Genomic DNA, 22468 nt, shown 5'->3' with positions numbered 1-22468 from the left:
AATGATGCCCCTGCCAACGAAGGTCAAGATCGTCGAAGTCGGCCCCCGCGACGGCCTGCAGAACGAAAAAGAAGCGCTCGGCGCTGACGTAAAAATCGAACTGGTCGAGCGCCTGGCGCGCGCCGGTTTTGTCAATGTCGAAGCGGCAGCGTTCGTCTCGCCCAAGTGGGTGCCGCAGATGGCAACCTCCGCCGAGGTGCTGGCGCGCATCGAGCGCCGGCCCGGCACGATCTATTCGGCGCTGGTGCCGAACATGCAGGGCTTCGAGGCCGCACTGGCCGGCAAGGCCGACGAGGTCGTGGTGTTCGGCGCAGCGTCCGAGGCCTTTTCGCAAAAGAACATCAACTGCTCGATTGCCGAGTCAATCGCGCGCTTCGAGCCGGTCGCGCGCGCTGCCAGGGAACACGGCCTGCGCCTGCGCGGCTCGATCAGCACGGCGTTCGGCTGCCCGTACCAGGGCGCCGTGTCGCTCGATGCCGTGGGCGACGTCGTGGCGCGCATGCGTGACCTGGGCTGTGACGAGATCGATATCGCCGACACGATCGGCGTGGCGACCGCGCGCCAGACGCAGGCCGTGATGCTGCGCGCAGCGCAGGCATTCCCGATGGGCCAGCTGGCCGGCCACTTCCACGACACCTATGGCCAGGCGCTGGCGAATATCTATGCGGCGCTGGAAGTGGGCGTGGCGATTTTCCACTCATCGGTGGCGGGTCTGGGCGGCTGCCCGTATGCCAAGGGCGCAACCGGCAATGTCGCGACCGAAGACGTGCTGTACCTGATGCAGGGGTTGGGCATCGAGACGGGCGTGGATCTCGATCAGGTGGTCGATGCCGGCCTGTTTATATCAGCACAGCTGGGCCGCAAGAGCATCAGCCGCGCCGGCAATGCGCTGGCGGCCAAACGGGCCGGTTGACCTGCAGGCCCCCGGTGTGCCGGGGGCTGTTTCAAGGAAACCGGCCGCACAACGAAAAAAGCCGACAACTCGCGTTGTCGGCTTTTCTCTTAATGCTGGTCGGAGTACAAGGATTCGAACCTTGGACCCCCTGGTCCCAAACCAGGTGCGCTACCGGGCTGCGCTACACTCCGAAGAAGCAAGATAATACCGGCTTGCCGTCACTTGGTCAAGGATTTCGCGTCAAAATCCTCACTCACCTCGGATCTGCAGCGCCCGCTCATACAAGGCATTCTTCTTGCGCCCCGTGATCTGCGCCGCCAGATTGGCCGCCTGCTTCACGCTGCATTCGGTCAGCAGGATCTGCAGCACGCGCTCGGCCTCGATGTCTTCAGCGTCGCTCGCTTCCACTGCGCCCTCGACCAGCACGACGAATTCGCCCTTCTCACGGTGCGCGTCCGCCTTGACCCAGGCCAGCGCCTCGCCCAGCGTACAGCGGTGGATTTCTTCGAACATCTTGCTCAGCTCACGGGCAAACACGACCTGGCGGGTCGGTTCGAACGCGGCCGTCAATGCTTCGACGCAATCGACGATCCGGTGCGGCGCTTCATAGAACACGAGCGTCGATGTTTCGCGCGTCAGGGGCGCCAGCGCCGTTTCGCGCCCCTTGGCCTTGGCCGGCAGAAAGCCGACAAAGTGGAAGCGGTCGTTGACCAGGCCGCTGGCCGACAGCGCCGTGATCGCCGCCGACGGGCCCGGCAACGGCACCACGTTCAGGCCGGCAGCACGCACGGCATCGACGATGCGCGCACCCGGATCGGACACGCCCGGCGTACCGGCGTCGGACACCAGCGCCACCCGCTGGCCGGCGCGTAGGCGCTCGACAATCTTGTCGGCCACTTCGCGCTCATTGTGCTGGTGCGCCGCGATCGTGCTCTTGGAAAGACCAAAGCGTTGCAATAACGCGCCAGTCTTGCGCGTGTCTTCACAGGCGACGACGTCGGCCAGGGCCAGCAGGTGTAAAGCACGCAAGGTGATGTCGGTGACGTTGCCAATCGGAGTAGCCACGACATACAGCGTTGCGGTAGGATAGGACTGCTGGGCCGCCTCGCCCATGACGGGAAGTCGGGCGATGTCGATGGTCTGCTGTTCTGTCATATAGGGTTCCGATGCTGAAGAAAAAAAATCTCACGGGCTTGATTGCCGCCTCACTCACGACACTGCTGGCCGCGTGCGGCAGTACGCCCTTGCCACCCGATACCGGTTGTGGCATGCCAGGCGGATTGTGCAGCCCAGGCGCGTCAGTGACAAGTGGTGCGCCTGCCGCACCTGCCGACTCTGCTTATACACCACCTGCGCCGCGTTCCGATAGCGGTGTCCAGACCAGTCCGGTCGAACTGCCGCCGAGCGCCGATGGCAGCACGCCAAGTGCCGCGGCGGCGCCAAGCGGCCCCACCGTCCGCGTCGCGCTGCTGTTGCCCCTCGAATCGCAGGCGCTGGCCCAGCCGGCCGAAGCGGTGCGCGCCGGCTTCATGGCCGCGTACGACCAGCAGCGCGGCAACGTCACCGTCAACCTCGTGCCCACCGGCGACTCGTCGCAAGCCGCGCTCGACGCCTACCGCATGGCGGCCGCCGACAACGACATCGTGGTCGGCCCGCTCGCGCGCCCTGCCGTGGCGGCCCTGGCCACGAGCGGCGCCGTCACCAAGCCGACCATCGCGCTGAACCACCCGCAGGTCGCGTCTGCGCTGCCGTCCAAGATGCTCGTCATCGGCTTCTCGCTCGAAGACGAAGCACGCCAGGTGGCCGACTGGGCTGCGGGCGAGCAGCCATCCGGCCAGGCACTGGTGCTGACCGGGCGCGCCACCTGGCAGCAGCGCCTGTCGGGCGCCTTCAGCGCGCGCTGGTCCGAGCTGGGCCGCGTCCAGAACACGGTCGAGCTGCCCAATGCGGGTGGCTACGTCGACGCCAATGCACTGGCCGACCTGCGCGCGCGCCTGCAATCGCAGCCGCCGCAACTGGTCTATGCGGCGCTCGATGCCAACAGCCTGCGCCAGGTGCGCAGCGCGCTCGGCACCTCAATGCCCACCTATGGCACGGCCTCGGTCAACCCGGGCCGCGACCCGGCCAGTATCCCGCCTGAGCTGGTCGGCGTGCGCATCCTCGACCTGCCGTGGACCGTGCAGGCCGATCACCCGGCCGTGGCAAGCTACCCGAGCTGGAGCAGCGGCGGCCAGGGCCTCGACCTGCAGCGCCTGTACGCCCTGGGCATCGACGCCTACCGCATCGCCCGTGAACTGTCGCTGCGTCCTTCCGGCGCATTCGAGCTCGACGGCGCCACGGGTCGTCTGTCAATCGACATGGGGCAAGGCGCGCGTGCGTTCCGCCGCGTCGAAACCGGCGTCGTCGTGCGTGATGCGATGCCTGGCGCCGATGGCGCCGCCGTGACCGGCCGCGTATTCGAAGCGGTCTCTACCGGCCTGTGACATGTGGTCCGGGCGCCTGTCACAACGGCAGGCCCAGGGTCACCAGTATGAACTTGCCGCCAGCGCCTATCTGCGCCGCCGCAGGCTGGCGCCGGTGGAAGAAAACTTTCGCTGCAAGGGCGGCGAAATCGACCTGATCATGCGCGACGGCGCCACCCTTGTGTTCGTGGAAGTGCGTCAGCGCGCCAGCAGCAGACAAGGCGGCGCCGCGGCCAGCATCACGCCGGCCAAGATCCGGCGCCTGGTCTGCGCGGCCCAGGTCTACCTGCTGCGCTTTCCCGTCACGCCACCCTGCCGCTTCGACGTGGTCGCCATCGATGGTGAACAGATCGAGTGGCTGCAGAACGTGATTGAAGTGTAAGCAATTTTTACCGACCTTGCCCAGTGCGCCTTGCTACTACACTATAATCCTCGGCTATGAATACACAACGCATCCTCGCTCACTTCCAGGAGAGCGCTGACCTGAAGATGAGGTCGGCTGCAACCCTGGCTCCCCACATTTCGCAGGCGGTCGAACTCATGTTCGGCGCCCTGTCCAATGGCAACAAGATCCTGGCCTGCGGTAACGGCGGTTCGGCCGCCGACTGCCAGCACTTTGCTGCCGAGCTGGTCGGGCGCTTCGAACGCGAGCGCTTCCCGCTCCCGGCCATCGCGCTGACCACCGACACGTCGATCCTGACCGCCGTTGGCAACGATTACAGCTTCCGCGAAATCTATTCCAAGCAGGTGCAGGCCTTCGGCCAGGCTGGCGACATCCTGCTGGCCATTTCCACTTCGGGCAACTCGGGCAATGTGCTCGCTGCGGTCGAAGCGGCGCTCGAGCGCGAAATGCGCATCGTGGCGTTTACAGGCAAGGACGGCGGCCAGCTGGCCAAGCTGCTGACCGACGCCGACGTCCACGTCAACGTCCCGCATTCGCGCACCGCGCGGATCCAGGAAGTTCACCTGTGCGCCATTCACTGCATCTGCGACGGCATCGACGTCGCGCTGTTCGGAGGAGACGAGAATGCGTAATACCCGCCGGCCCATGGCCGTGCTGTTGACGAAAGTCGTTCTGGGCTCGGCCCTGCTGGCATCGCTGTCGGGCTGCTTCGGCCTGATCGTCGGCGCCGGCATCGGGAGCGCCGTCTCGGCGGTCGACCGCCGCACGCTGGGCGCCCAGACCGAAGACAAGTCGGTCACGGTCAAGGCCGAGATCAAGATGCGCGAAGTCACGAATGGCAACGGCAACATCAACGTCACGAGCTTCAACCGCAAGGTGCTGCTCACCGGCGAAGTACGCGACGAGGCCATGAAGGCTGCGGCCGAGCGCGAAGTGCGTAAGATTGAAAACGTCGTGTCGGTCATCAACGAACTGAAGATTTCGGGTTCGTCGAGCTACACGTCGCGCTCGAACGATGCGCTCATCACCACCAAGGTCAAGGCCAGCCTGGTCGACATGAAGACCGTGTCGGCGATCTCGTTCAAGGTCACGACCGAACGCGGCGTGGTCTACCTGATGGGTCTTGTGACCCCGCGCGAAGGCAATATCGCTGCCGACGTCGCCAAGGGCGTCTCGGGCGTGACGAGCGTGGTGAAGATCTTCGAATACATCAGCGAAGAAGACGCACGCGCCAAGCAGGCCAACGCGCAGAACGCACCCCAGGGTTCCTGAACCCCGCGTGCATCCGCACCATGCAAAAAAGCGGCAGGGCTATAATGGCCCTGCCGCTTTTTTTATTCGATCGCCGACCATGACCGCATCCCCCGCGTCCACCGCGTCTACCTCTTCCCGCTCCTGGATCAAGCCTGCCGCCATCGGCGCCGTCGTGCTGGCGCTGGCCGGTATCGGCTACGCCTCGCTGGCCAGCAGCACGCCGGCCCCGGACGTCACGTTCATCAGCATCGCCGGCGACAAGGTGTCGACGCAGTCGCTGCGCGGCAAGGTCGTGATGGTCAACTTCTGGGCCACGTCGTGCGTCACCTGCGTCAAGGAGATGCCCGACATGGTCGCGACCTACAACAAGTACAAGGGCCAGGGCCTGGAATTCGTCGCCGTCGCGATGCAGTATGACCGGCCCGACTACGTGCTCAATTTTGCCGAGCAGCGCAAGCTGCCATTTACCGTGGCGCTTGATTCGGCGGGCGATATCGCGCGCCAGTTCGGCGATGTCACGCTCACGCCCACCACCTTCCTGATCGACAAACAGGGCCGCATCATCAAGACCTATGTCGGCGCGCCGGACTTCGGCGCGGTGCACAAGCTGATCGAGAAAGAGCTGGCCGGCTGATTCTGGTTACGCCTTCGGATACAGGATCATCTGCGTGCAACGGAACAGCGCGATGGTCTTGCCGCTGGCCTTGTCCGTGACGGTGGCGTCCCAGATCTGCGTCGTGCGGCCCAGGTGCACGGCGGTGGCGACGCAGGCAATGGTGCCTTCGCGCGCGGTGCCCAGGTGGTTCGATTTCAATTCGATCGTCGTAAAGTTCTGCGCGCCTTCCGGCAGGTTGCTGATGCAGCCATAGCCGGCGCAGGTATCGGCCAGCGTGACGACGCTGCCGGCATGCAGGTAGCCATTCGGCGCCAGCAGGTGCGGCGCGACGGGCATCTCGGCGGCCAGCTTGCCGGGGCTGACCTCCGTAATCTGGATGCCCAGGTGGCCAGGCAGGTAGGTCGCGCCGAAGGTGTTGAAGGCGTCAGGGGTGTGTGGAATGCTCATGGGGTTGTCTCGGTGTTTTTATGAAAGCGGCATCGTACACCGAGACCACCCTTGGCGTCAGCGGCGCCGGCCCTCGTGGTGCTTGCCACCCTTGCCGCTACTCTTTCCACCGTGCCGCTGCCGGGCCGCCGCGTTCTGCTGCTGCAGCAGCGCGTCGACGCGCTCGGACGCCTCGCGCGCCAGTTCCTGCGCCAGCGCGATGCTCGGGAAGTAGTCCGGCGCCCGGTACCCCAGCCACGCATAGGCCGAATACACGCGGCACTGGTCCTCGACCTCTTGCAGGTTCATGTAGAACAGCTGCTGCGGATTGCTGTGCCCATGCAGCTTGACGACGATCTTCTTGGCCAGCGACAGGCACCAGTGTTCCCACGCCTTCTGCAGCGCCGGGACGCGGCTCGAGATGGGCACCAGGGACAGCATGAACTTGTCGGCCACCGACAGCGGCAGCGTGTCGAGCCACTCGGCGCGCTCGTTCTGGTCTTCGGTGATGCGCGGGTAGAAGAAGCCGTCCGGCACGTCGATATTGTGGACAAAGCGCTTGAGCAGCTTGACCAGCGAGGTCTCGCCCGTTACCGACGAAATCCGGTGCAGCTGCTCGAGCGATGGCGCGACCGCGAAGCCGCTGGTGGCCACCGCCGGAATTTTTTCCTTCATCAATGAGCGCATGACCTGGTGCGTCTCGTCGTCGTAGCCGACGACGAAGCCTTCGTCGTGCACGCCGTAGCGCCCTGCCCGCCCCGCGATCTGCTTGGCCAGCGCAGCGGAGATTTCTTCTTCCTCCACGCCGTTGTACTTGACCGTGGTCGTCATCACGATGCGCGCGATCGGCATGTTCAGCCCCATCGCCAGCGCATCGGTGCCGACCACGATATCGGCCTGGCCGTCGCGAAAGCGCTCGGCCTGCGCGCGGCGCACCTCGGGCGACAGGTTGCCGTAGACGGTGGCCACCGACAGTCCCTTATCCGTGATCATGTCGCGCCACTTGAGCACCTCGCGGCGCGAGAATGCGATCACGGCGTCGCCCCGGCGCAGGTTCGACAGCTTGCGCACAGCCATCGGCTCCATCTCCAGAGGCCCCATCCGCTTGAGCACGTGCACCTCGAGCGGCACATCGAGCCGCTCGGCCAGTGCCTCGATCGCGCGCCGCGCTTCCGGCGCGCCGACCAGGTACACGACCGATGCCGGCGCGCCGCACACGGCGGCGGTCCAGGCGGCGCCGCGGTCGCGGTCGGCCAGCATCTGGATCTCGTCGATCACGGCCACATCGATCGGCGTTTTCGAGTCGAGCATTTCGACGGTGCTGGCGACGTGCGTCGCGCCCTCCACCAGGCGCCGTTCCTCGCCCGTGATCAGGCTGACCTTGATCGCCTCGCCGTGCGGGCGCGCAGCCTGCAGGCGCTCGTAGTTTTCCAGCGCCAGCAGGCGGAGCGGCGCCAGATACACGCCGCTCCGCGCGTTGGCCAGCGCTTCCATCGCACGGTGCGTCTTGCCCGAGTTGGTGGGGCCCAGGAGCGCGATGAACTTGCGGCCCATGCGGCTGGCGACGTCGAACGAGCGCGGGTACTCGGCCAGGTTGATGCTCTCCTTGGTGCGCGCCGCGTGGCGCTCTTCGGCGTCGCGCTCGATCGCGTGGGTCAGGCGCTGCGAAATCCGCTGGAACACATACTCGGCCGGCTCGGACGTTTGCAGTTCGTCCAGCACATCGAGAAACAGCATCGGGTCGTAGCCGGCGTCGTCCGCATCGCCCGCCAGATCACGCACGAATTCCTCGGCGTCCTGGTGCAGGCGCGCGAGGTCGGCGTCACCAGTGCGCTCTTCGATCAGCGCGCGCCGCCCGGCCGCGTCCAGCTTGCGCCACTTGCTCGGCTTGGCCAGCACGCCGCGCGACGGCACCAGGCGGTACGGCACCTGCAAGCCTTCGTAGCGCACCACGCCCGAGAAGCGCAGGAACACGCGGCCTTCCAGCTTGACCAGTTCGATGCCGCGCGCGGCCAGGTCAAGTGTGCGCTCGAGTGCGGCGTCGTCTTCGGGAACATCGGCGGGGGTATTGCTCGGAAGAGTGCTCATGGCTGGCTGCGCGAAAATCGGTTGCCGCTACTATATCGCGGATGCGAATCGCGCACGGCCCTGGCCAATTTCCTGCCGTGCTACCGGCGCTGCCAGCGTGCTGGCGACGACCTGCGCTGGCTCGGGTTACAGCATCACCGTGTAGATGGTTTTGCCCGCCAGGGCCATCATGAACAACCCGAATACCCGGCGCAGCACCAAGGTCGGCAATGCCGCCGCCGCCCACACGCCGAGTCTGGATGCCACCACTGCACACACGCTCATCACCAGCAGCGCATGCAGGTCGATATAGCCCCAGCGCCAGTCGTGCGGCGCGCCGGCGGTCACGCCGAAGCCGATCATCGCGCCCAGCGAGATGGGCAGGATGACGCCGGTGGCGGTGCCGATCGCGCGGCGAATGGGTAATCCGACATGGGTCAGGAAGAACGTGATGACCGAAGCACCGCCCATGCCCGCCAATGAATACGCTACGCCTGACAAGACACCGGCGACCATACGAAAGCGCACGAAGGCCACCGATACCGTCCCGTCATGCTCGCGCTGGATGAGCAACTTGAACCCGAAATAGGCCAGCATCAACGCCAGGCCGAGCGCAAGCCAGACGCCCGGTATGCGCGTTGCCACCAGGGCGCCGGCCGTTGCCCCCAACCCTGCCGGGATGAACAGCTTTTTCAGCCAGACAAAATCGACATTGCCACGCTCGCAGTGACTCAGAAATGACGCCATACCGGTAAATGCCATGGTGGCAAGCGAGGTACCGAATGCGAGGCGGATCGCCTCGTTGTTGTCCATGCCCCCACTTTGGTACAGATACATCAGCACTGGAATGACAATCGCGCCACCGCCAATGCCGAACATCCCTGCCAGAAAACCCGCGGCAACGCCCGCTGCGATCAGATTGAATAACATGGGCACTTTTCATTTGAACGAACTGATTGAATCTGAATGAGCGCGCGTGCCGTCAGCGACCACCGCTGCGCTCATCCCCCGGTCATGCCCGGTCGGGCACTCAGGCCGGAACGTTGTCCTCGACCTGCGCGCGGACGGCGGCCTGGCGCCAGACGGTGCGATCCACGCCAGTGACGATCGTGGGCATCGCCGGCGCTTTGTCGGGGAAATCGGTGTTGAAGTGCCCTCCACGCGACTCCTTGCGCAGCGATGCGCTGTGCAGGACAAGATAGGCGGCATCGTGGATATTCCTGGCACGCAGCGCCTGGCCGTAGGGCAGCAGTCCGCACGGTCCGTCACCCAGTCGGGCAAGCTCGCGCAATCCGGTGGCCAGGCCATCGCACGAGCGAACGATACCAGCGTGATTCCACAGCAACGCACGCAACTCGGGCAGTGCCGCCAGCGACAGATTGGTCTCGACGATCGTGGGCACCCGGATCGTCAGCTTCTTGCCCGCCCCGGACAGGGCGTCGCTGCCGGATACCGCCTCGGCGCAGGCACGCCCCATGACCACGCATTCGAGCAGTGAGTTGCTGGCCAAGCGGTTTGCGCCGTGCAAACCGCAGTTGGCCACTTCACCGATCGCATACAGACCTGCAACGCTGGTACGACCGTGCAAATCGGTCGCGATGCCGCCACAGGTGTAATGCGCGGCCGGCGACACCGGCACAGGTTTCGTGGACAAATCGCAGCCGTGGCGCCGGGTCAATTCCACCAGATTCGGGAAATGGCTTTGCACGAATTTCTCGCCTTGATGGGAAATATCGAGCCACACATAAGGTGCGCGTAACCTGGCCATTTCGGCATAAATTGCACGTGCGACGATATCACGCGGGGCCAGTTCTCCCTGCCCCGAATATTGGGACATGAAACGTTCACCCGCAGTATTATATAAGTGTCCGCCCTCGCCTCTTACTGCTTCCGTGATAAGACTGATGACCTGGCCATTATGCTGATAAGCAGTCGGATGGAATTGAACGAATTCGAGATTTTCAATATTGGCACCGGCACGCCAGGCCATTGCAATTGCCTCGCCTTTACTGGCGTGAGGACTCGTGGCATACGGATATAACCCGGTTATTCCGCCCGTGGCCAATACCACATTCGGCGCGCTGAATACGCTGACATCGCCATCTGCGAGGCTTTGCGCAATCAGGCCGGTAACCCGGCCACCGTCGGATATCAGTTCCACTGCTTCATACTGGCGAATCCAGGTGACATTCGGCAGCAGCGCCGCTTTGGCCTGGAGCGATTGCATGATGGCCCGGCCGGTCATGTCGTCGACGTGCGCAACGCGACGTTCGGAATGCCCGCCTTCGCGCGTCAGATGGATCTGCTCGTTCTCGCGCGTAAATGGCACGCCCATGTCGATCAGCCACTGCAGCACACTGGTACCTGCCGTGACGATTGCGCGCACGGTCGCTTCGTTGCACAAGCCGTCGCCGGCGCGGAGCGTATCGGTCGTATGCTTCTCGAAATCGTCGTCCACAGAATATACCGCTGAAATCCCGCCCTGCGCCCAATAGCTCGACGGCTCATCGAATTTACTGCGCGATACAACACCCACCTTGATTGTCGATGGTGTATTCAATAACAGCGTTAATGCGGCCAAGCCTTCGCCAACGACGAGCATGCCAAATTTCATGGCATCCTTGAATATGAACTATGTGGGTAAACGTTTAGCGAAATGGTCGACGTTGAATATCGTGCATTCTCGTCAGACACGCGCTGGAACCAAACTATATTAGCATCGCACTAAATATAATTCCATTTACCTCGCATAGCATTCTCATTTATTGAATAATACCCCTCCAGCATCATATTCGAGATTCAGTCCAGATATATTCAGTGAGAATCAATATATTAGAGGCGATTTCTATTTTTATGGCTCGATTGTCATAACCTCGTCATGAATTAGTGCCACGTAAATATTTACGGGCAATCAGCAGAAGTCTGTTTGAATATCAGATAAAGGAAGCGCAGGCAATTGATGCATACAGCAACGCTGGCGACAAGGCGATCAAAGCAGCAGCCCGTCCTTGCGAACGAAGCGATGCGATGCGATGCGGTGCGGTGCGGTGCGGGGAGATGGGTGCCGCCGGCATGGCGCGGCGGTAGGTCAGGCAGTGCGGCCTGCCTTCGCCGGCGCGTCAGCACCGACTCGGGAAGGCCGTGTGAGGGCGCTTATGCCGCCACGCCAGCGTTGTGCGCCTGCTGGTCGGCGTGATACGACGAGCGCACCATCGCGCCCACGGCAGCGTGCACGAAGCCCATTTCGTAGGCTTTTTGCTCGAACATCTTGAAGACGTCCGGGTGCACGTAGCGGCGCACCGGCAGGTGCGAATTGGTCGGCGCCAGGTACTGGCCGATGGTGAGCATGTCGATGTCGTGGTCGCGCATGTCCTGCATGACTTGCAGGATTTCTTCATCGGTCTCGCCCAGGCCGACCATGATGCCCGACTTGGTGACCGCGCTCGGGTACATCTTCTTGAAGTCGCGCAGCAGCACCAGCGAGTGCGTGTAGTCGGCGCCCGGACGGGCTTCCTTGTACAGGCGCGGCACGGTTTCCAGGTTGTGGTTCATGACGTCGGGCAGGCCGTCGGCGAAGATGTTGAGTGCTTTCTCGAGGCGGCCGCGGAAGTCGGGCACCAGCACTTCGATCTTCGTGTTCGGGCTCGAGGCGCGGGTTTTCTGGATGCACTCAACGAAGTGGCCGGCGCCGCCGTCACGCAGGTCGTCACGGTCGACCGACGTGATCACGACGTACGACAGGCGCAGCGCGGCGATGGTCTTGGCCAGGTTGGCCGGCTCGTTGATGTCCAGTGGATCAGGGCGGCCGTGGCCGACGTCGCAGAACGGGCAGCGGCGGGTGCACTTGTCGCCCATGATCATGAACGTCGCGGTGCCCTTGCCGAAGCATTCGCCGATGTTCGGGCAGCTCGCTTCTTCACACACCGTCACCAGGTTGTTGGCGCGCAGGATGTCCTTGATTTCGTAGAAGCGCGACGAGGCGGTGGCCGCCTTGACGCGGATCCAGTCAGGCTTTTTCAGGCGCTCCATCTCGGCGATCGGCACGATCTTGATCGGGATGCGCGAGGTCTTGCTGGCGCCTTTTTGCTTTTCGCTGGCGTTGTAGGCGGCTGCGGCGGCGACGCCGGTATCGATTTCGGAAGTCATAGGCTCGTTGCCCTCGCGGGGCTGTCAGTTGGTTTGTTCGGGTCTGGCTGGACGCCCTCGGGTGCCAGCTGATCGACCAGGGCCTGGGCCAGCGCCCGCTGTACATCGTGCAGCGGCGCCTCGACGCCCATCGTGCGCATATCGACTGTGACCAGTCCGGAGTAACCGCACGGATTGATCCAGGTGAACGGGGCCAGGTCCATCGCCACGTTCAGCGATACGCCATGGTAGGTGCAACCATTGCCGCGTACTTTCAGGCCCAGCGCGGCGATCTTGGCGCCTTTGCGCGGACCGTCTGCGATATAGATGCCGGGTGCACCGGCAACGCGCTCACCGCCAAGATTATACGCCCCTAACACATCGATCACCGCCTGTTCGATTTTTTCCACAAACTGGCGCGCGTACAGCTTGCCGCCCGGCTTGTTGCGGCGCAGGTCCATTAACAGATAGATCACGACCTGGCCGGGCCCATGAAAGGTCACTTCGCCACCACGGTCGGTCTGGATTACCGGGATGTCGTGCGGGGCCAGCACGTGCTCGCGGTCGGCGCCCAGGCCCAGCGTGAACACGGGCGGATGCTCGACGATCCACAGCTCGTCGCGCGACTCGGGCGTGCGCGCATCGGTGAAGGCGCGCATCGCCGCGAAGGTGGGCTCGTAGTCAGCCTGGCCGAGTTCACGAATCAGGGGGGAGGTCGCTGACATTGAGGCGAACGCCGTTACAGGACCATCTTGACCATCGGATGCGTCGACAGCGTGCGGTACACCTCGTCGAGCATCTCGCGGCTGGTGGCGCGGATGGTCACGGTCAGGCCCGTGTAGTTGCCCTTGGCCGACGGCCGGGTTTCCAGCTTGCTCTCGTCGAAGGTCGGGTCGAGCTGGGTCACCAGCGCCACGATGGTCGGGGCGAAGTCGATGTGGCTCGCGCCCATCACCTTGATCGGAAAGTCGCTCGGGTATTCGATGAGGGAATCTTTGGGGTCCATGGCTGTAATCCTGTGCAAAAGCGCATTGTAGCCAATACCGGCGGTTTCGCCCTGCGGGTGGGCTGAAAACCGCCGGTATCGCTCAGCGCTCCACGCGCGACACGCCGCGCGCGTCGGTATTGGCGCGCTGGTCATTGTTGCGCTGGTCATTGTTGCGCTGCGGCGGCGCGAAGGCGGGCACCGACGGCTGCGGGCGCGGCGCCGGCGGGGCCACCATCTGCGGTGGCGCGGCAGGGCGCTGGGGCGCGTTCAGCATCGGACCAGGCTCGGGTCGCCGGTCTGGCTGCGGGTCTGGCCGCGAATCTGGCCGCCGGTCCGGACGCGAATCTGGCCGCGAATCTGGCCGCGAATCAGGACGCGATTCCGGCCGCGCAAACACCGGCGCATTGGTCGACATGACCGGTTGCCGCTGAATGCGTTCGGCCTGCTCGCGCATGCGTTCACGCCCGAACCGCTCTCGGTCGTTGCGCTCGACCTGGAACCGCATGCGGTCCATCTGGTTGCGGTTCTCGAACTCGCGCCCCATGCGTTCACGCTCCCCCTGCTCGCGCAGTGCCCGTTCCTGGCCCTCCATGCGCTCGCGCGCCAGCCGCTCGCCGTTATTGCGTTCACGTGTGAGCCGCTCTTGCTCGCCGCGTTCACGCGCCTGCTGCTCGAACTGCATGCGGTCAAGGCCAGGGCGCTCGAGGCCGGGGCGCTCGACGCTGGTACGTCCGGCATTCGCGCGCTCGGGCAGGTCGCGCCGGTCGCGCTGGTCACGGTTCCAGCCGGGGCGCGCCGCCAGTGGCGGTGGCGGCGCGCTGCCCGGCGTGCCCGGCATCAGCTGCTCCGGGCGGTTCGGACGCGGCGCACGCGGGACGATCACCGGCCCGCGCCCGCCGAACTGGTCGCGCGGCACGACGGTCAGGCCATTGTGGCGACCTGGCTGATACTGCTCGCGGCGGTTGGCCTGGCGCCAGTCGTTCAGACGGCGCAGGCGCTCGCCCGACAGGCGGTAGCCCGGCACGTAACGGTCATACGGGCTGAGTGGATACCAGCCGTGCGCCGCCAGGTTGCGCGACTGGAAGCCGACATTCCAGTTGCTGCCGCCCACCCAGCCGACCAGCGCCGGCGACCACACCGGGCGCCGCTCGAGACGGCCCGGCGCCCACGCCCAGCGATCCCGGACCTGCACCCAGCGCCCGTAGTGGAAGGGCGCATAACCCCACGGCGCATTGTCGACCCAGGTCCAGCCCCACGGAGCGATGAAGGTCCAGCTGCCGTCCCGGTAGGGCGTCCAGTCGGCGGCCACCTGCGGGGTCCACAGGCTGCCGTAGTCCGAACTGGTGCTCCAGCTGCCGTAGCGATCGAGTTCTTCGTAGCCGGTCATCTCGGTGCCGATATGGCGCGACGATTGCGCTGCCACGAGCGCCTGGTCGCGCGTGAGCGACCAGGCGTCGAAGTTGTCGCGCTGCGCCTGCAGCGTGCGCACGTCTTCCTCGCGCACCTGGGCGGCGCGCCCGCCACGCACGGTCAGGCTGGCGCCGGCGCCGTCGACCTGCGCTTCGCCATCGAGCACGCTCACGAGGCTCGTATCGCGCTCACGTTCGGCATCGACGCGCAAACGTCCCGGCTGCGTCAGGCGCACGGTGGCTTGCGCGGTGCGCAGTTCGAATTCGGGCACGACGTCGGCATTCATCACGCGCACGCTGACGCTGCCGTAGTGCAGGCGCAGACGCAGGCTGTCGTCATCCAGTTCGGTCACCTCGAGCGAGCTGTCGCCATCGAGCCGGATGGCGGTGGAGCCGATCCGCAGTTCGGTGCGTGCGCCGCGCGCGGTGGAGATCAGGTTGCGCGACGTGATTGGCCAGTTCAGTTGCGCCGGGGACGATTCGGCGCCGACATCCCCGCCGATATCGACCTTGCCCTGAACGAGCGAGATGCGCCCGGCCCGGCCCGGGGCTTCGGCCAGTTGCGTGTCATCCTGAAACGCCGCCTGACCCTGTTCGAGCGCGTCGGTCTGCAACACCGTCTGTGCGGGCACGGACGTGGAAAACGCCGCGAGTACGAAGAGCGCGGTGGTGGGGACGAAACGATGGGTCATGGTGGTGCTCCGGAGGGGAACGCAGACGGAAAACTACAAACGCATTACACCGCGCGCCCTCGGGTGGGGCAACGCGGCTTACAAACAGTTGCATCTGCTGGCAGACCGGCGCGTCAGCCCGGCTGGCGCTTGACGAAAAACAGCATCGAGCCGATCACCACGAGCACCGCGCCGAACACGCGGTTCTGCAGTTTCATGTGGCGCGGATCGCGCATATAACGCTGCATCGACGCAGCCAGCGCAGCGTAGCAATGCATGACGACCGAATCGATGACGACCATCGTCACGCCCAGGATCGCCAGTTGCGTGAGCAGCGGGGCGTCTTTCGAAATGAACTGCGGCAGCACCGCCACCATGAAGATGATGCCCTTCGGGTTGGTGGTGTTGGTCAGGAAGCCCGTCAGCACGCGGCGCCCGAACGGCGGGTGCGCTTCCAGGCCGACGGTCGATGCGGCGGGGCCGGGCGCTGGCGCGGCGCGCCACTGGCTCACGCCCAGATAGATCAGGTACAGCGCGCCGACCACCTTGACGATCGTGAAGGCGACCGAGGACGCCAGCAGCAGCGAGCCGACACCGGCGCCGGCGATGATCAGCACCAGTATCAGGCCCAGTTGCAGGCCCAGCACTGTGGCGCTGGCTTTCTTGAGGCCATACGCCAGACCATGCGACATCGACAGCACCGCGCCGGAACCGGGCGAAATGGCGATCAGGGAACCGGCGATGACGAAGGCAATCCAGGTGGCGAAGCTCATGGTGGCAGGCAGGAAAAGGGGAACAGCGGGGAGGGTGGACGACGGGACGTTACTGCATCAGCCTCGCGCGCGCGACCCGCACAGGGGCCGCGGCACAAGGCCGTGGGGTGGTGCTTACTTCTTTTTGGTCGGGTTGACCGATGCCTTCAGGGTCGCGCCAGCCGAGAAACGCGGGCTCTTCGACGCCGCGATCTTGATCACTTCGCCGGTGGCAGGATTGCGGCCCTTGCGCGCAGCACGCTTGGTCACCGAGAAGGTGCCGAAGCCGGTGATGCCGACCGTGTCGCCTTTTTTGAGGCGCTCGGTGATGATCTCGATAATCGTGTTCACGGCCACGCCAGCGGCAGCACCGGACATCTCGGTACGCTTCGCGAATTCTGCGATCAGTTCGCCTTTTTTCATAAATCCCTCCGGGGTTAAAAGAGCGGGAAGATTAGCATAAATATTGCTAAGTGTAATGCCGCGCCAGGAGGGAAATCTGAAAGGAAGCCTTATGCGACGCCGGTTTCGCCGATCGGGCCGTTCAAACGGTTGCGCAGCGCGGCGTTGATCAGGGTCTGGTATCCGGTCCCGCAACGCTCGGACAGGGTGCGAAATTCGTTGAGTACTTCGTCGTCGAGATAGATGGTGATGCGGGTCTTGCGCTTGGGAGCACGGACACGGCGAACGGGAGCGGCGGCCTGGAGCGAATCGTTGTTCATGGGATCTCCTTCGTGGTGGGGGACGAGGCTGCAGCACCGCAACCTTCAGCATGGACGATACGTACAGCGCATCCGGCGCGCGCAGCAAAAGCGACGAGATGCAGATTGGCGGGGTTGAAACGCAAAAACCGGCGCTGAACCGTGTAGGTACTTTACGGCGCCTCGGTTACTATCATTGCAACTTAATTTTGAAGGAGCACGACCCATGGCTGGAGCAAGTTTACTGACCTTACTGGACGATATCGCCGCCGTCCTCGACGACGTTGCCGTGATGAGCAAGGTCGCCGCCAAGAAGACCGCCGGCGTCCTGGGCGACGATCTGGCGCTCAATGCGCAGCAGGTCACGGGTGTGCGCGCCGAGCGCGAGCTGCCCGTGGTCTGGGCCGTGGCCAAGGGCTCGTTCGTCAACAAGGCGATCCTGGTGCCAGCCGCACTGGCCATCTCGGTGTTCCTGCCGTGGCTCATCACGCCACTCCTGATGATCGGCGGCGCGTTCCTGTGCTTCGAGGGCGCCGAAAAGCTCGCGCACAAATTCCTGCACAGCCCTGAGGAAGATGCCCAGCACAAGGCCGCGCACGTGGCGGCAGTGGCCAATACCGAGGTCGACCTGGTCGCGCTGGAAAAAGAAAAGATCAAGGGCGCCGTGCGCACCGACTTCATCCTGTCGGCCGAGATCATCGTGATTTCGCTGGGCACCCTGGTGGGCGTGGCCTTCGGCCAGCAGGTCGCCGTCCTGGTGGCGATCGCCATCCTGATGACGATCGGCGTGTACGGCCTGGTGGGCGCGATCGTAAAAATGGACGATGCGGGTCTGTACCTGAGCAAGAGCCAGAACGGCGCCGCGCGCGGCCTGGGCAAGGGCTTGCTGGCGTTCGCGCCGCGCCTGATGAAAGTGCTGTCGGTGGTCGGTACCGCCGCCATGTTCATGGTCGGCGGCGGCATCATCGCCCACGCCATCCCTGCCGTGCACCACTTCGCGCAAAACATGGCCGCCGGCGTGGCTGACGTGCCAGCGATCGGTGGCGTGCTGGCATTCCTGGTTCCGACCCTGGTCGACGCGCTTGTCGGCGTGCTCGTGGGCGCGATCATCGTCGCTGTCGTGACGCTGGTGCAGCGCATGCGGGGCAAGAAAGGCTGACGTGCTGGCGCAGCTGCGGGCATTGATGCAACCACCGGCCGGCATGGCGTTCGACTTCAGCCAGCCGGCCGGCGAACCGGCGCTGGCGCCGGCCGGCGGCATCACCTGGCAGGTGTTCGCCAACCCGGTCGCACTGTTCATCGGCGGGGTGACGGCAGTGCTGCTCGAACTGGCCGAACCCTCGGTGCGCACCGGCGTCTGGGACCACAGCAGCTTTCGGCGCGACCCGGGCCTGCGCCTGCGCCGCACCGGCTTTGCCGCAATGATGACGGTGTACGGCCCCCGCTCGGCGGCCGAACAACTGATTGCGAACGTGGTGCGCATTCACCACCACGTGCAGGGCACCACGCCGGATGGCGTGCCCTACCACGCGAACGATCCGCGCCTGCTCGACTGGGTCCAGGCCACGGCCACTTTCGGCTTCACCGAGGCGTATCACCGCTACGCGCGCCGTTTGTCATTGCTTGAGAAGGATGCGGCGTTCGCCGAAGCGCAGCCTGCAGCGCGCTTGTATGGTGCGACGGGTGCGCCGCGCTCGTGGAGCGAATGGGAAGCCATGCTGGCGCGCAGCGCGCGTGGCCTGGAAGGGTCGGCCATCCTGGCCGATTTCATTCGGATCATGGGCGAGGCGCCGATCCTGCCGGCGCCCCTGCGGCCGCTCCAGCGTTTGCTGGTGCGCGCCGCCATCGAGATCACACCGGAGCCGGTGCGCTCATTGCCGCAACTTCGCGGCCACTGCCTGCGCCCGGGTGAGGCCACGCTGGTGCGGGCCCTGGCGCGCGGAGCCGGCTTGCTGCCACTGGGCGACACGCCACCGGCGCAGGCCACCCGGCGGCTGGCGACAGCCAGGCCGCACCACTAACACACCATCACTTCGGCGGCTGATTACGCCGCAAGAACATCGAGCCTAGCGCCATGCCGACGGCAATCGACGTGTAGACCACACCCAGCGACTTGTTCGACAGGCGTTTCTGGTAACCCGGCTGCAATGGCCGTGGCGTCAGCTTGTGATCGGTGAAGGCGGCAAAGGCCGACGTTGCCGCTGCCGAGGCCAGGACGGCCGACGGGTTCTTCTGATCGAGCACGCCGCCCATCACACGCTCGAACACCAGTGCCCAGACCGTGGCGCTGGCATGGTGAATCAACAGGCCGGGCACCGTATAGCGCAGCGAGAAGCGGTCGCGGAAGCTGGCCTTGCGACCGTGCACATAGTGACTGACAGCATTGGTTGCGGCATAGGGGCTGCCGGTTTCTTTCTTTGCGACCAGCGCCATGGCGACCGTCGAGACAATACTCGAGGCCGCACCGGAGACGAGTGCGCGCTGTATTACCGTATATTTCATACAATCCTCTTTTCGATCGCGTAAAGGGAACATCGGATGCGGATTTTGCTGACGGGTGCAAGCGGGTTTGTTGGGCAACACTTGTTGCAAGCGTTGCTGACCGAAGGCCACCACGTCGTCTGTGCGGTGCGTCATCCCGAAACGAGCGACGACCCGCGCCTCAGCTATATCCATGCTGATTTCACCAACGATAACAATAAATCAACCTGGCTGTCGCGCCTCTCGGGAATCGACGCCGTGATCAACACGGTCGGCATTTTTCGCGAGAGCGGGCGCCAGACGTTTGTCCGCCTGCACAAGGAAACGCCGCGCGCCCTGTTTGCCGCCTGCGCCGAATCGCACGACGTGCAAATGGTGATCCAGCTGTCCGCGCTGGGCGCCGACCGCGAGGGCACCACGCCGTATCACGTGTCCAAGCGCGAGGCCGACGACTACCTCGCGTCGCTGCCACTGCGTTCCTACATCGTCCAGCCGTCGCTCGTATATGGCCGCGACGGCGGCAGTGCGCGCGCCATGCGCACGCTGGCCAGCATGCCGTTCACGCTGCGCTTCGGCAGCAAGCCGCAGCTGGTGCAGCCGATCCACATCGACGATCTGGTAGCGGCCATCATCGGCCTGTTCAAGCACCGGCTGCCGATGGCGCCGGACGGCGGCGCGACGATGCGCGTGCCGCTGGTGGGGCCGCAGGCGATGCCCTTCACCGAGTATCTGGCCACCCTGCGCCGCGCAATGGCGATGGGCCGCCAGCCAGTGCTGCACCTGCCCGGGCGGGTAGCGCGCCTGGCCGCGGGCTTTGCCGGGCTGCTGCCAGGCTCGCTGCTGGATCGCGACGCGCTGAAGATGCTCGATCACGACAACAGCGCCGACGCGACGCTCACAGCCAACCTGATCGGCCATCCGCCACGGCCCGTCAGTGCGTTCATCCAGGACGCCGAGTGCGAGCGCGCGCGTGCCAAGCTTGGCTGGCTGCTGCCGGTCCTGCGCTATAGCATTGCCGCGGTCTGGATCATCACGGCGATCGTCTCGCTCGGCCTGTTCCCGATCGAGGACAGCCTGGCGCTGCTGGCGCAGGCGGGCGTGCCGCCGGAGCTGCAGCTGCCCGCGCTGTATGGCGCGGCGGGCCTTGATCTGTTGCTGGGACTGGGCACGCTGTTCCTGCCGCGGCGACGCTGGCTGTGGGTGACGCAATTTGGCCTGATCGGCGTGTACAGCGTCGTGATTGCGTTGATGCTGCCGCAATTTCTGGTCCATCCGTTCGGGCCATTGATCAAGAACCTGCCGCTGCTGGCGGCCATCTGGCTGCTGTACCACCTCGACGAAAAATAACGATTTCAACTGACATAGGAGCACCCATGCGGGCTTACCAAATTCTTCACGGCGCCAACATCGACGGCTTGCATGCCATCGAGTATCCGGTGCGCGACCTTGGCCTGGGCGAAGTGCGCATTCGCGTGCACGCCGTTGCGCTCAACTACCGCGACCTGATGGTCGCGTCCGGGAACTACCTGGTCTCGGTCGACGATCCGATCATCCCGTGCTCGGACGGCGCCGGCGAAGTGCTGGCCGTCGGGCCGGGCGTCACGCGCGTGCAGGTGGGCGATCGCGTGGCCGGTTCGTTCTTTCCGTTCTGGCACGAGGGCGCACCGACGCCCGCCAAGATCCGCAATGGCCTGGGCGGCGATATCGACGGCATGCTGGCCGAAGAAGTCGTGCTGCACGAGGATGCGCTGGCGATTGTCCCGGCGGGCCTGAGCTTCATCGAGGCCGCCACGATGCCCTGCGCGGCAGTCACCGCGTGGAATGCCATTTTTGTCTCGAGCAATCACGTCAAGCCCGGCGACACCGTGCTGCTGCTGGGGACGGGCGGCGTGTCGATCCTCGGTCTGCAACTGGCGCGCGCGGCCGGCCTGCGCACGATCGTGACCTCGTCGAGCGATGAAAAACTGGCGCGCGCACGCGAACTGGGCGCGCACCACACGATCAACTACACCACCATCCCCGAGTGGCAGGACGAAGTGCTGCACCTGACCCATGGCGTGGGCGCGCAGGTGGTACTGGAAGTAGGCGGCCAGGGCACCGTGAACCGGTCGGTGGCGGCGGTGGCGATGGGCGGCACGGTGGCCATCATCGGCGGCGTGAGCGGCTTTGGCGGCGAAGTCAATCCGGCGACGCTGCTGGCCAGCGCCAAGCGCCTGGTGGGCGTGCACGTGGGCAGCCGCGCGATGCTGGAAGACGTGATGCGCTTCGTCGATGCCAGCGGCGTCAAGCCGGTGATCGATCGCGTGTTCCCGTTCGACCAGGCGCAGGACGCGTACCGCTATCTGGCGTCCGGCGCGCACGTCGGCAAGGTCGTGATCGACGTGACGAAAGCCGCGTAATCAGCGGCGCAGGCGTGGCACCAGCTCGATTTCAAAGAGCTTGGGCCACAGCTTGCCGGTGACGAACAGGCGCTTGCCTTTTTCGTCCCAGGCGATGCCGTTCAGGACGGCGTCGACGGACGTGGTGCCGCGCGCTTCGGGCGGCAGCAGGCCGGTCAGGTCGATCAGGCCAAGCACCTTGCCGCTGTCGGGATCGATGCGCAGGATGAGGTCTGTCCCCCAGACATTCGAATACAGCTCGCCGTTCACGAATTCGAGCTCGTTCAGGCGCGGCACCGGCTGGCCCTCGGCCGTGACCTGGATGCGGCGCAGCTCTTTCATCGTCTTTGGATCGAGGATGCGGATGGCGGCGCTGCCGTCGCTCATGTACAGCTGCTTTGCATCGCCCGCCAGGCCCCAGCCTTCGCCCTCGTACTTGAACTGCTGTTTGAGCTTGAAGGTCTTGAGGTCGAACACATAGCCGACCTGCGACTGCCAGGTCAGGCCGACCAGGGTATTGCCCACTGCGGTGGAGCCTTCACCAAACACGTTCGCTGGCAGATCGGCCTTCTGCACCACCTTGCCCGTCTTGATTTCGACCTTGCGGATCGTCGAGTGGCCGATCTGGCCCGTGCTTTCGTACAGGTAGCCGTCGCGGTAGGACAGACCCTGCGTGAACGCTTGCGGATCGTGGTGGTAGGTGTTCTTGACAACGAAGCCGTAGACCGGCGGCGCAGCGTGGGCGCTGCTGGCGACGACGAGGGCGGCAATGGCAAAGGTGGTGAGCTGTTTCAGCATGGCGGGTCGGGAGGAAAGCGGCAGGAGACTGTAGCACGAAGC

At 64.8% G+C, this 22468-nt stretch carries 25 protein-coding genes and 1 tRNA gene; 11 read left to right on the top strand and 15 right to left on the bottom strand.

From position 1 onward, the window contains the following. Nucleotide 1 precedes the first annotated feature (1 nt). Complete coding sequence (locus AC56LH_RS21535; protein ID WP_499649528.1) at nt 2-913, top strand: hydroxymethylglutaryl-CoA lyase; 912 nt, start codon at nt 2-4, stop codon at nt 911-913. A gap of 96 nt (nt 914-1009) precedes the next feature. On the opposite strand, the gene AC56LH_RS21530 is transcribed toward AC56LH_RS21535, so the two are convergent. Continuing rightward, nucleotides 1010-1086, bottom strand: a tRNA-Pro gene (locus AC56LH_RS21530). Between the two features lie 58 nt (nt 1087-1144). After that, nucleotides 1145-2050 (bottom strand): 16S rRNA (cytidine(1402)-2'-O)-methyltransferase, encoded by a 906-nt coding sequence (gene rsmI, locus AC56LH_RS21525; protein WP_499649526.1) that lies wholly within the window; start codon nt 2048-2050, stop codon nt 1145-1147. Nucleotides 2051-2061: 11 nt separating this feature from the next. On the opposite strand from rsmI, the gene AC56LH_RS21520 reads away from it, so the two are divergent. From AC56LH_RS21520 to AC56LH_RS21500, 5 genes are all read left to right on the top strand, one after another. Beyond that, complete coding sequence (locus tag AC56LH_RS21520; RefSeq protein ID WP_499649524.1) at nt 2062-3378, top strand: penicillin-binding protein activator; 1317 nt, start codon at nt 2062-2064, stop codon at nt 3376-3378. Nucleotide 3379: 1 nt separating this feature from the next. Next, nucleotides 3380-3739: a YraN family protein gene (locus tag AC56LH_RS21515; protein ID WP_499649522.1), complete on the top strand. Its 360-nt coding sequence runs from the start codon at nt 3380-3382 to the stop codon at nt 3737-3739. Between the two features lie 56 nt (nt 3740-3795). Then, entirely contained in the window at nt 3796-4392 is a 597-nt protein-coding gene (locus AC56LH_RS21510; RefSeq protein ID WP_183555000.1) for a phosphoheptose isomerase, read from the top strand. After that, the gene (locus AC56LH_RS21505; protein WP_499649520.1) at nt 4385-5032 is read left to right on the top strand and encodes a BON domain-containing protein; all 648 of its coding nucleotides are present in this window, start codon (nt 4385-4387) and stop codon (nt 5030-5032) included. The genes AC56LH_RS21510 and AC56LH_RS21505 overlap by 8 nt, the downstream gene beginning before the upstream one ends. Before the next feature lie 79 nt (nt 5033-5111). Then, nucleotides 5112-5648 (top strand): TlpA disulfide reductase family protein, encoded by a 537-nt coding sequence (locus AC56LH_RS21500; protein WP_499649518.1) that lies wholly within the window; start codon nt 5112-5114, stop codon nt 5646-5648. Nucleotides 5649-5654: 6 nt separating this feature from the next. On the opposite strand, the gene AC56LH_RS21495 is transcribed toward AC56LH_RS21500, so the two are convergent. The 11 genes from AC56LH_RS21495 to AC56LH_RS21445 all read right to left on the bottom strand — a co-directional run bounded on the left by AC56LH_RS21495 (nt 5655) and on the right by AC56LH_RS21445 (nt 16790). After that, nucleotides 5655-6077, bottom strand: coding sequence for a PaaI family thioesterase (locus AC56LH_RS21495; RefSeq protein WP_258836872.1), 423 nt, complete (start codon nt 6075-6077; stop codon nt 5655-5657). A 57-nt stretch (nt 6078-6134) separates the two neighbouring features. Continuing rightward, nucleotides 6135-8144, bottom strand: coding sequence for a helicase-related protein (locus AC56LH_RS21490; RefSeq protein ID WP_499649516.1), 2010 nt, complete (start codon nt 8142-8144; stop codon nt 6135-6137). 126 nt (nt 8145-8270) lie between these two features. Continuing rightward, the gene (locus AC56LH_RS21485; protein WP_499649514.1) at nt 8271-9053 is read right to left on the bottom strand and encodes a sulfite exporter TauE/SafE family protein; all 783 of its coding nucleotides are present in this window, start codon (nt 9051-9053) and stop codon (nt 8271-8273) included. 100 nt (nt 9054-9153) lie between these two features. Continuing rightward, complete coding sequence (gene nadB / locus AC56LH_RS21480; protein WP_499649512.1) at nt 9154-10737, bottom strand: L-aspartate oxidase; 1584 nt, start codon at nt 10735-10737, stop codon at nt 9154-9156. 539 nt (nt 10738-11276) lie between these two features. Then, nucleotides 11277-12269, bottom strand: a complete 993-nt coding sequence (gene lipA / locus AC56LH_RS21475) for a lipoyl synthase (RefSeq protein WP_183554972.1) — start codon at nt 12267-12269, stop codon at nt 11277-11279. Further along, nucleotides 12266-12973: a lipoyl(octanoyl) transferase LipB gene (gene lipB, locus AC56LH_RS21470; RefSeq protein ID WP_183554970.1), complete on the bottom strand. Its 708-nt coding sequence runs from the start codon at nt 12971-12973 to the stop codon at nt 12266-12268. The genes lipA and lipB overlap by 4 nt, the downstream gene beginning before the upstream one ends. Before the next feature lie 14 nt (nt 12974-12987). Further along, a complete protein-coding gene (locus AC56LH_RS21465) occupies nt 12988-13254 on the bottom strand; it encodes a DUF493 family protein (RefSeq protein WP_183554968.1) in 267 nt (88 codons plus the stop codon). Nucleotides 13255-13336: 82 nt separating this feature from the next. After that, nucleotides 13337-15337: a DUF6600 domain-containing protein gene (locus AC56LH_RS21460; protein WP_499649510.1), complete on the bottom strand. Its 2001-nt coding sequence runs from the start codon at nt 15335-15337 to the stop codon at nt 13337-13339. 113 nt (nt 15338-15450) lie between these two features. Continuing rightward, entirely contained in the window at nt 15451-16089 is a 639-nt protein-coding gene (locus AC56LH_RS21455; RefSeq protein ID WP_332531216.1) for a LysE family transporter, read from the bottom strand. A 114-nt stretch (nt 16090-16203) separates the two neighbouring features. Continuing rightward, on the bottom strand, nt 16204-16491 hold the full coding sequence (locus tag AC56LH_RS21450; RefSeq protein WP_183554962.1) for an HU family DNA-binding protein: 288 nt from the start codon (nt 16489-16491) through the stop codon (nt 16204-16206). Nucleotides 16492-16580: 89 nt separating this feature from the next. Further along, nucleotides 16581-16790 carry a BrnA antitoxin family protein gene (locus tag AC56LH_RS21445; RefSeq protein ID WP_499649508.1) on the bottom strand — a complete coding sequence of 70 codons (210 nt, stop codon included), beginning with the start codon at nt 16788-16790 and terminating at the stop codon, nt 16581-16583. A gap of 50 nt (nt 16791-16840) precedes the next feature. Between AC56LH_RS21445 and AC56LH_RS21440 the strand changes: the two genes are divergently transcribed. Genes AC56LH_RS21440 through AC56LH_RS21430 form a run of 3 tightly spaced genes read left to right on the top strand, consistent with a single transcriptional unit; the run spans nt 16841 to nt 18790 of the window. Beyond that, nucleotides 16841-17017 (top strand): hypothetical protein, encoded by a 177-nt coding sequence (locus AC56LH_RS21440; RefSeq protein WP_499649506.1) that lies wholly within the window; start codon nt 16841-16843, stop codon nt 17015-17017. Then, nucleotides 16996-17928, top strand: a complete 933-nt coding sequence (locus AC56LH_RS21435) for a DUF808 domain-containing protein (protein ID WP_499649504.1) — start codon at nt 16996-16998, stop codon at nt 17926-17928. The genes AC56LH_RS21440 and AC56LH_RS21435 overlap by 22 nt, the downstream gene beginning before the upstream one ends. A gap of 1 nt (nt 17929) precedes the next feature. Next, nucleotides 17930-18790 (top strand): oxygenase MpaB family protein, encoded by an 861-nt coding sequence (locus AC56LH_RS21430; protein WP_499649502.1) that lies wholly within the window; start codon nt 17930-17932, stop codon nt 18788-18790. A 7-nt stretch (nt 18791-18797) separates the two neighbouring features. Here the strand turns inward: AC56LH_RS21430 and AC56LH_RS21425 are convergent, their stop codons facing one another. Beyond that, nucleotides 18798-19271 carry a hypothetical protein gene (locus AC56LH_RS21425; RefSeq protein ID WP_183554952.1) on the bottom strand — a complete coding sequence of 158 codons (474 nt, stop codon included), beginning with the start codon at nt 19269-19271 and terminating at the stop codon, nt 18798-18800. 36 nt (nt 19272-19307) lie between these two features. Here AC56LH_RS21425 and AC56LH_RS21420 point away from each other — a divergent pair, with 36 nt between their 5' ends. Then, complete coding sequence (locus AC56LH_RS21420) at nt 19308-20597, top strand: SDR family oxidoreductase (RefSeq protein ID WP_499649500.1); 1290 nt, start codon at nt 19308-19310, stop codon at nt 20595-20597. A 26-nt stretch (nt 20598-20623) separates the two neighbouring features. Then, nucleotides 20624-21649 (top strand): zinc-dependent alcohol dehydrogenase family protein, encoded by a 1026-nt coding sequence (locus AC56LH_RS21415; protein ID WP_499649497.1) that lies wholly within the window; start codon nt 20624-20626, stop codon nt 21647-21649. Here AC56LH_RS21415 and AC56LH_RS21410 read toward each other — a convergent pair whose 3' ends face one another. Further along, on the bottom strand, nt 21650-22426 hold the full coding sequence (locus AC56LH_RS21410; protein WP_499649495.1) for a glutaminyl-peptide cyclotransferase: 777 nt from the start codon (nt 22424-22426) through the stop codon (nt 21650-21652). Between the last annotated feature and the right edge of the window lie 42 nt (nt 22427-22468).

This window comes from Telluria sp. LT1R51-2 (assembly GCF_059685775.1).
This window is presented reverse-complemented; position numbering and strand designations above follow the sequence as displayed.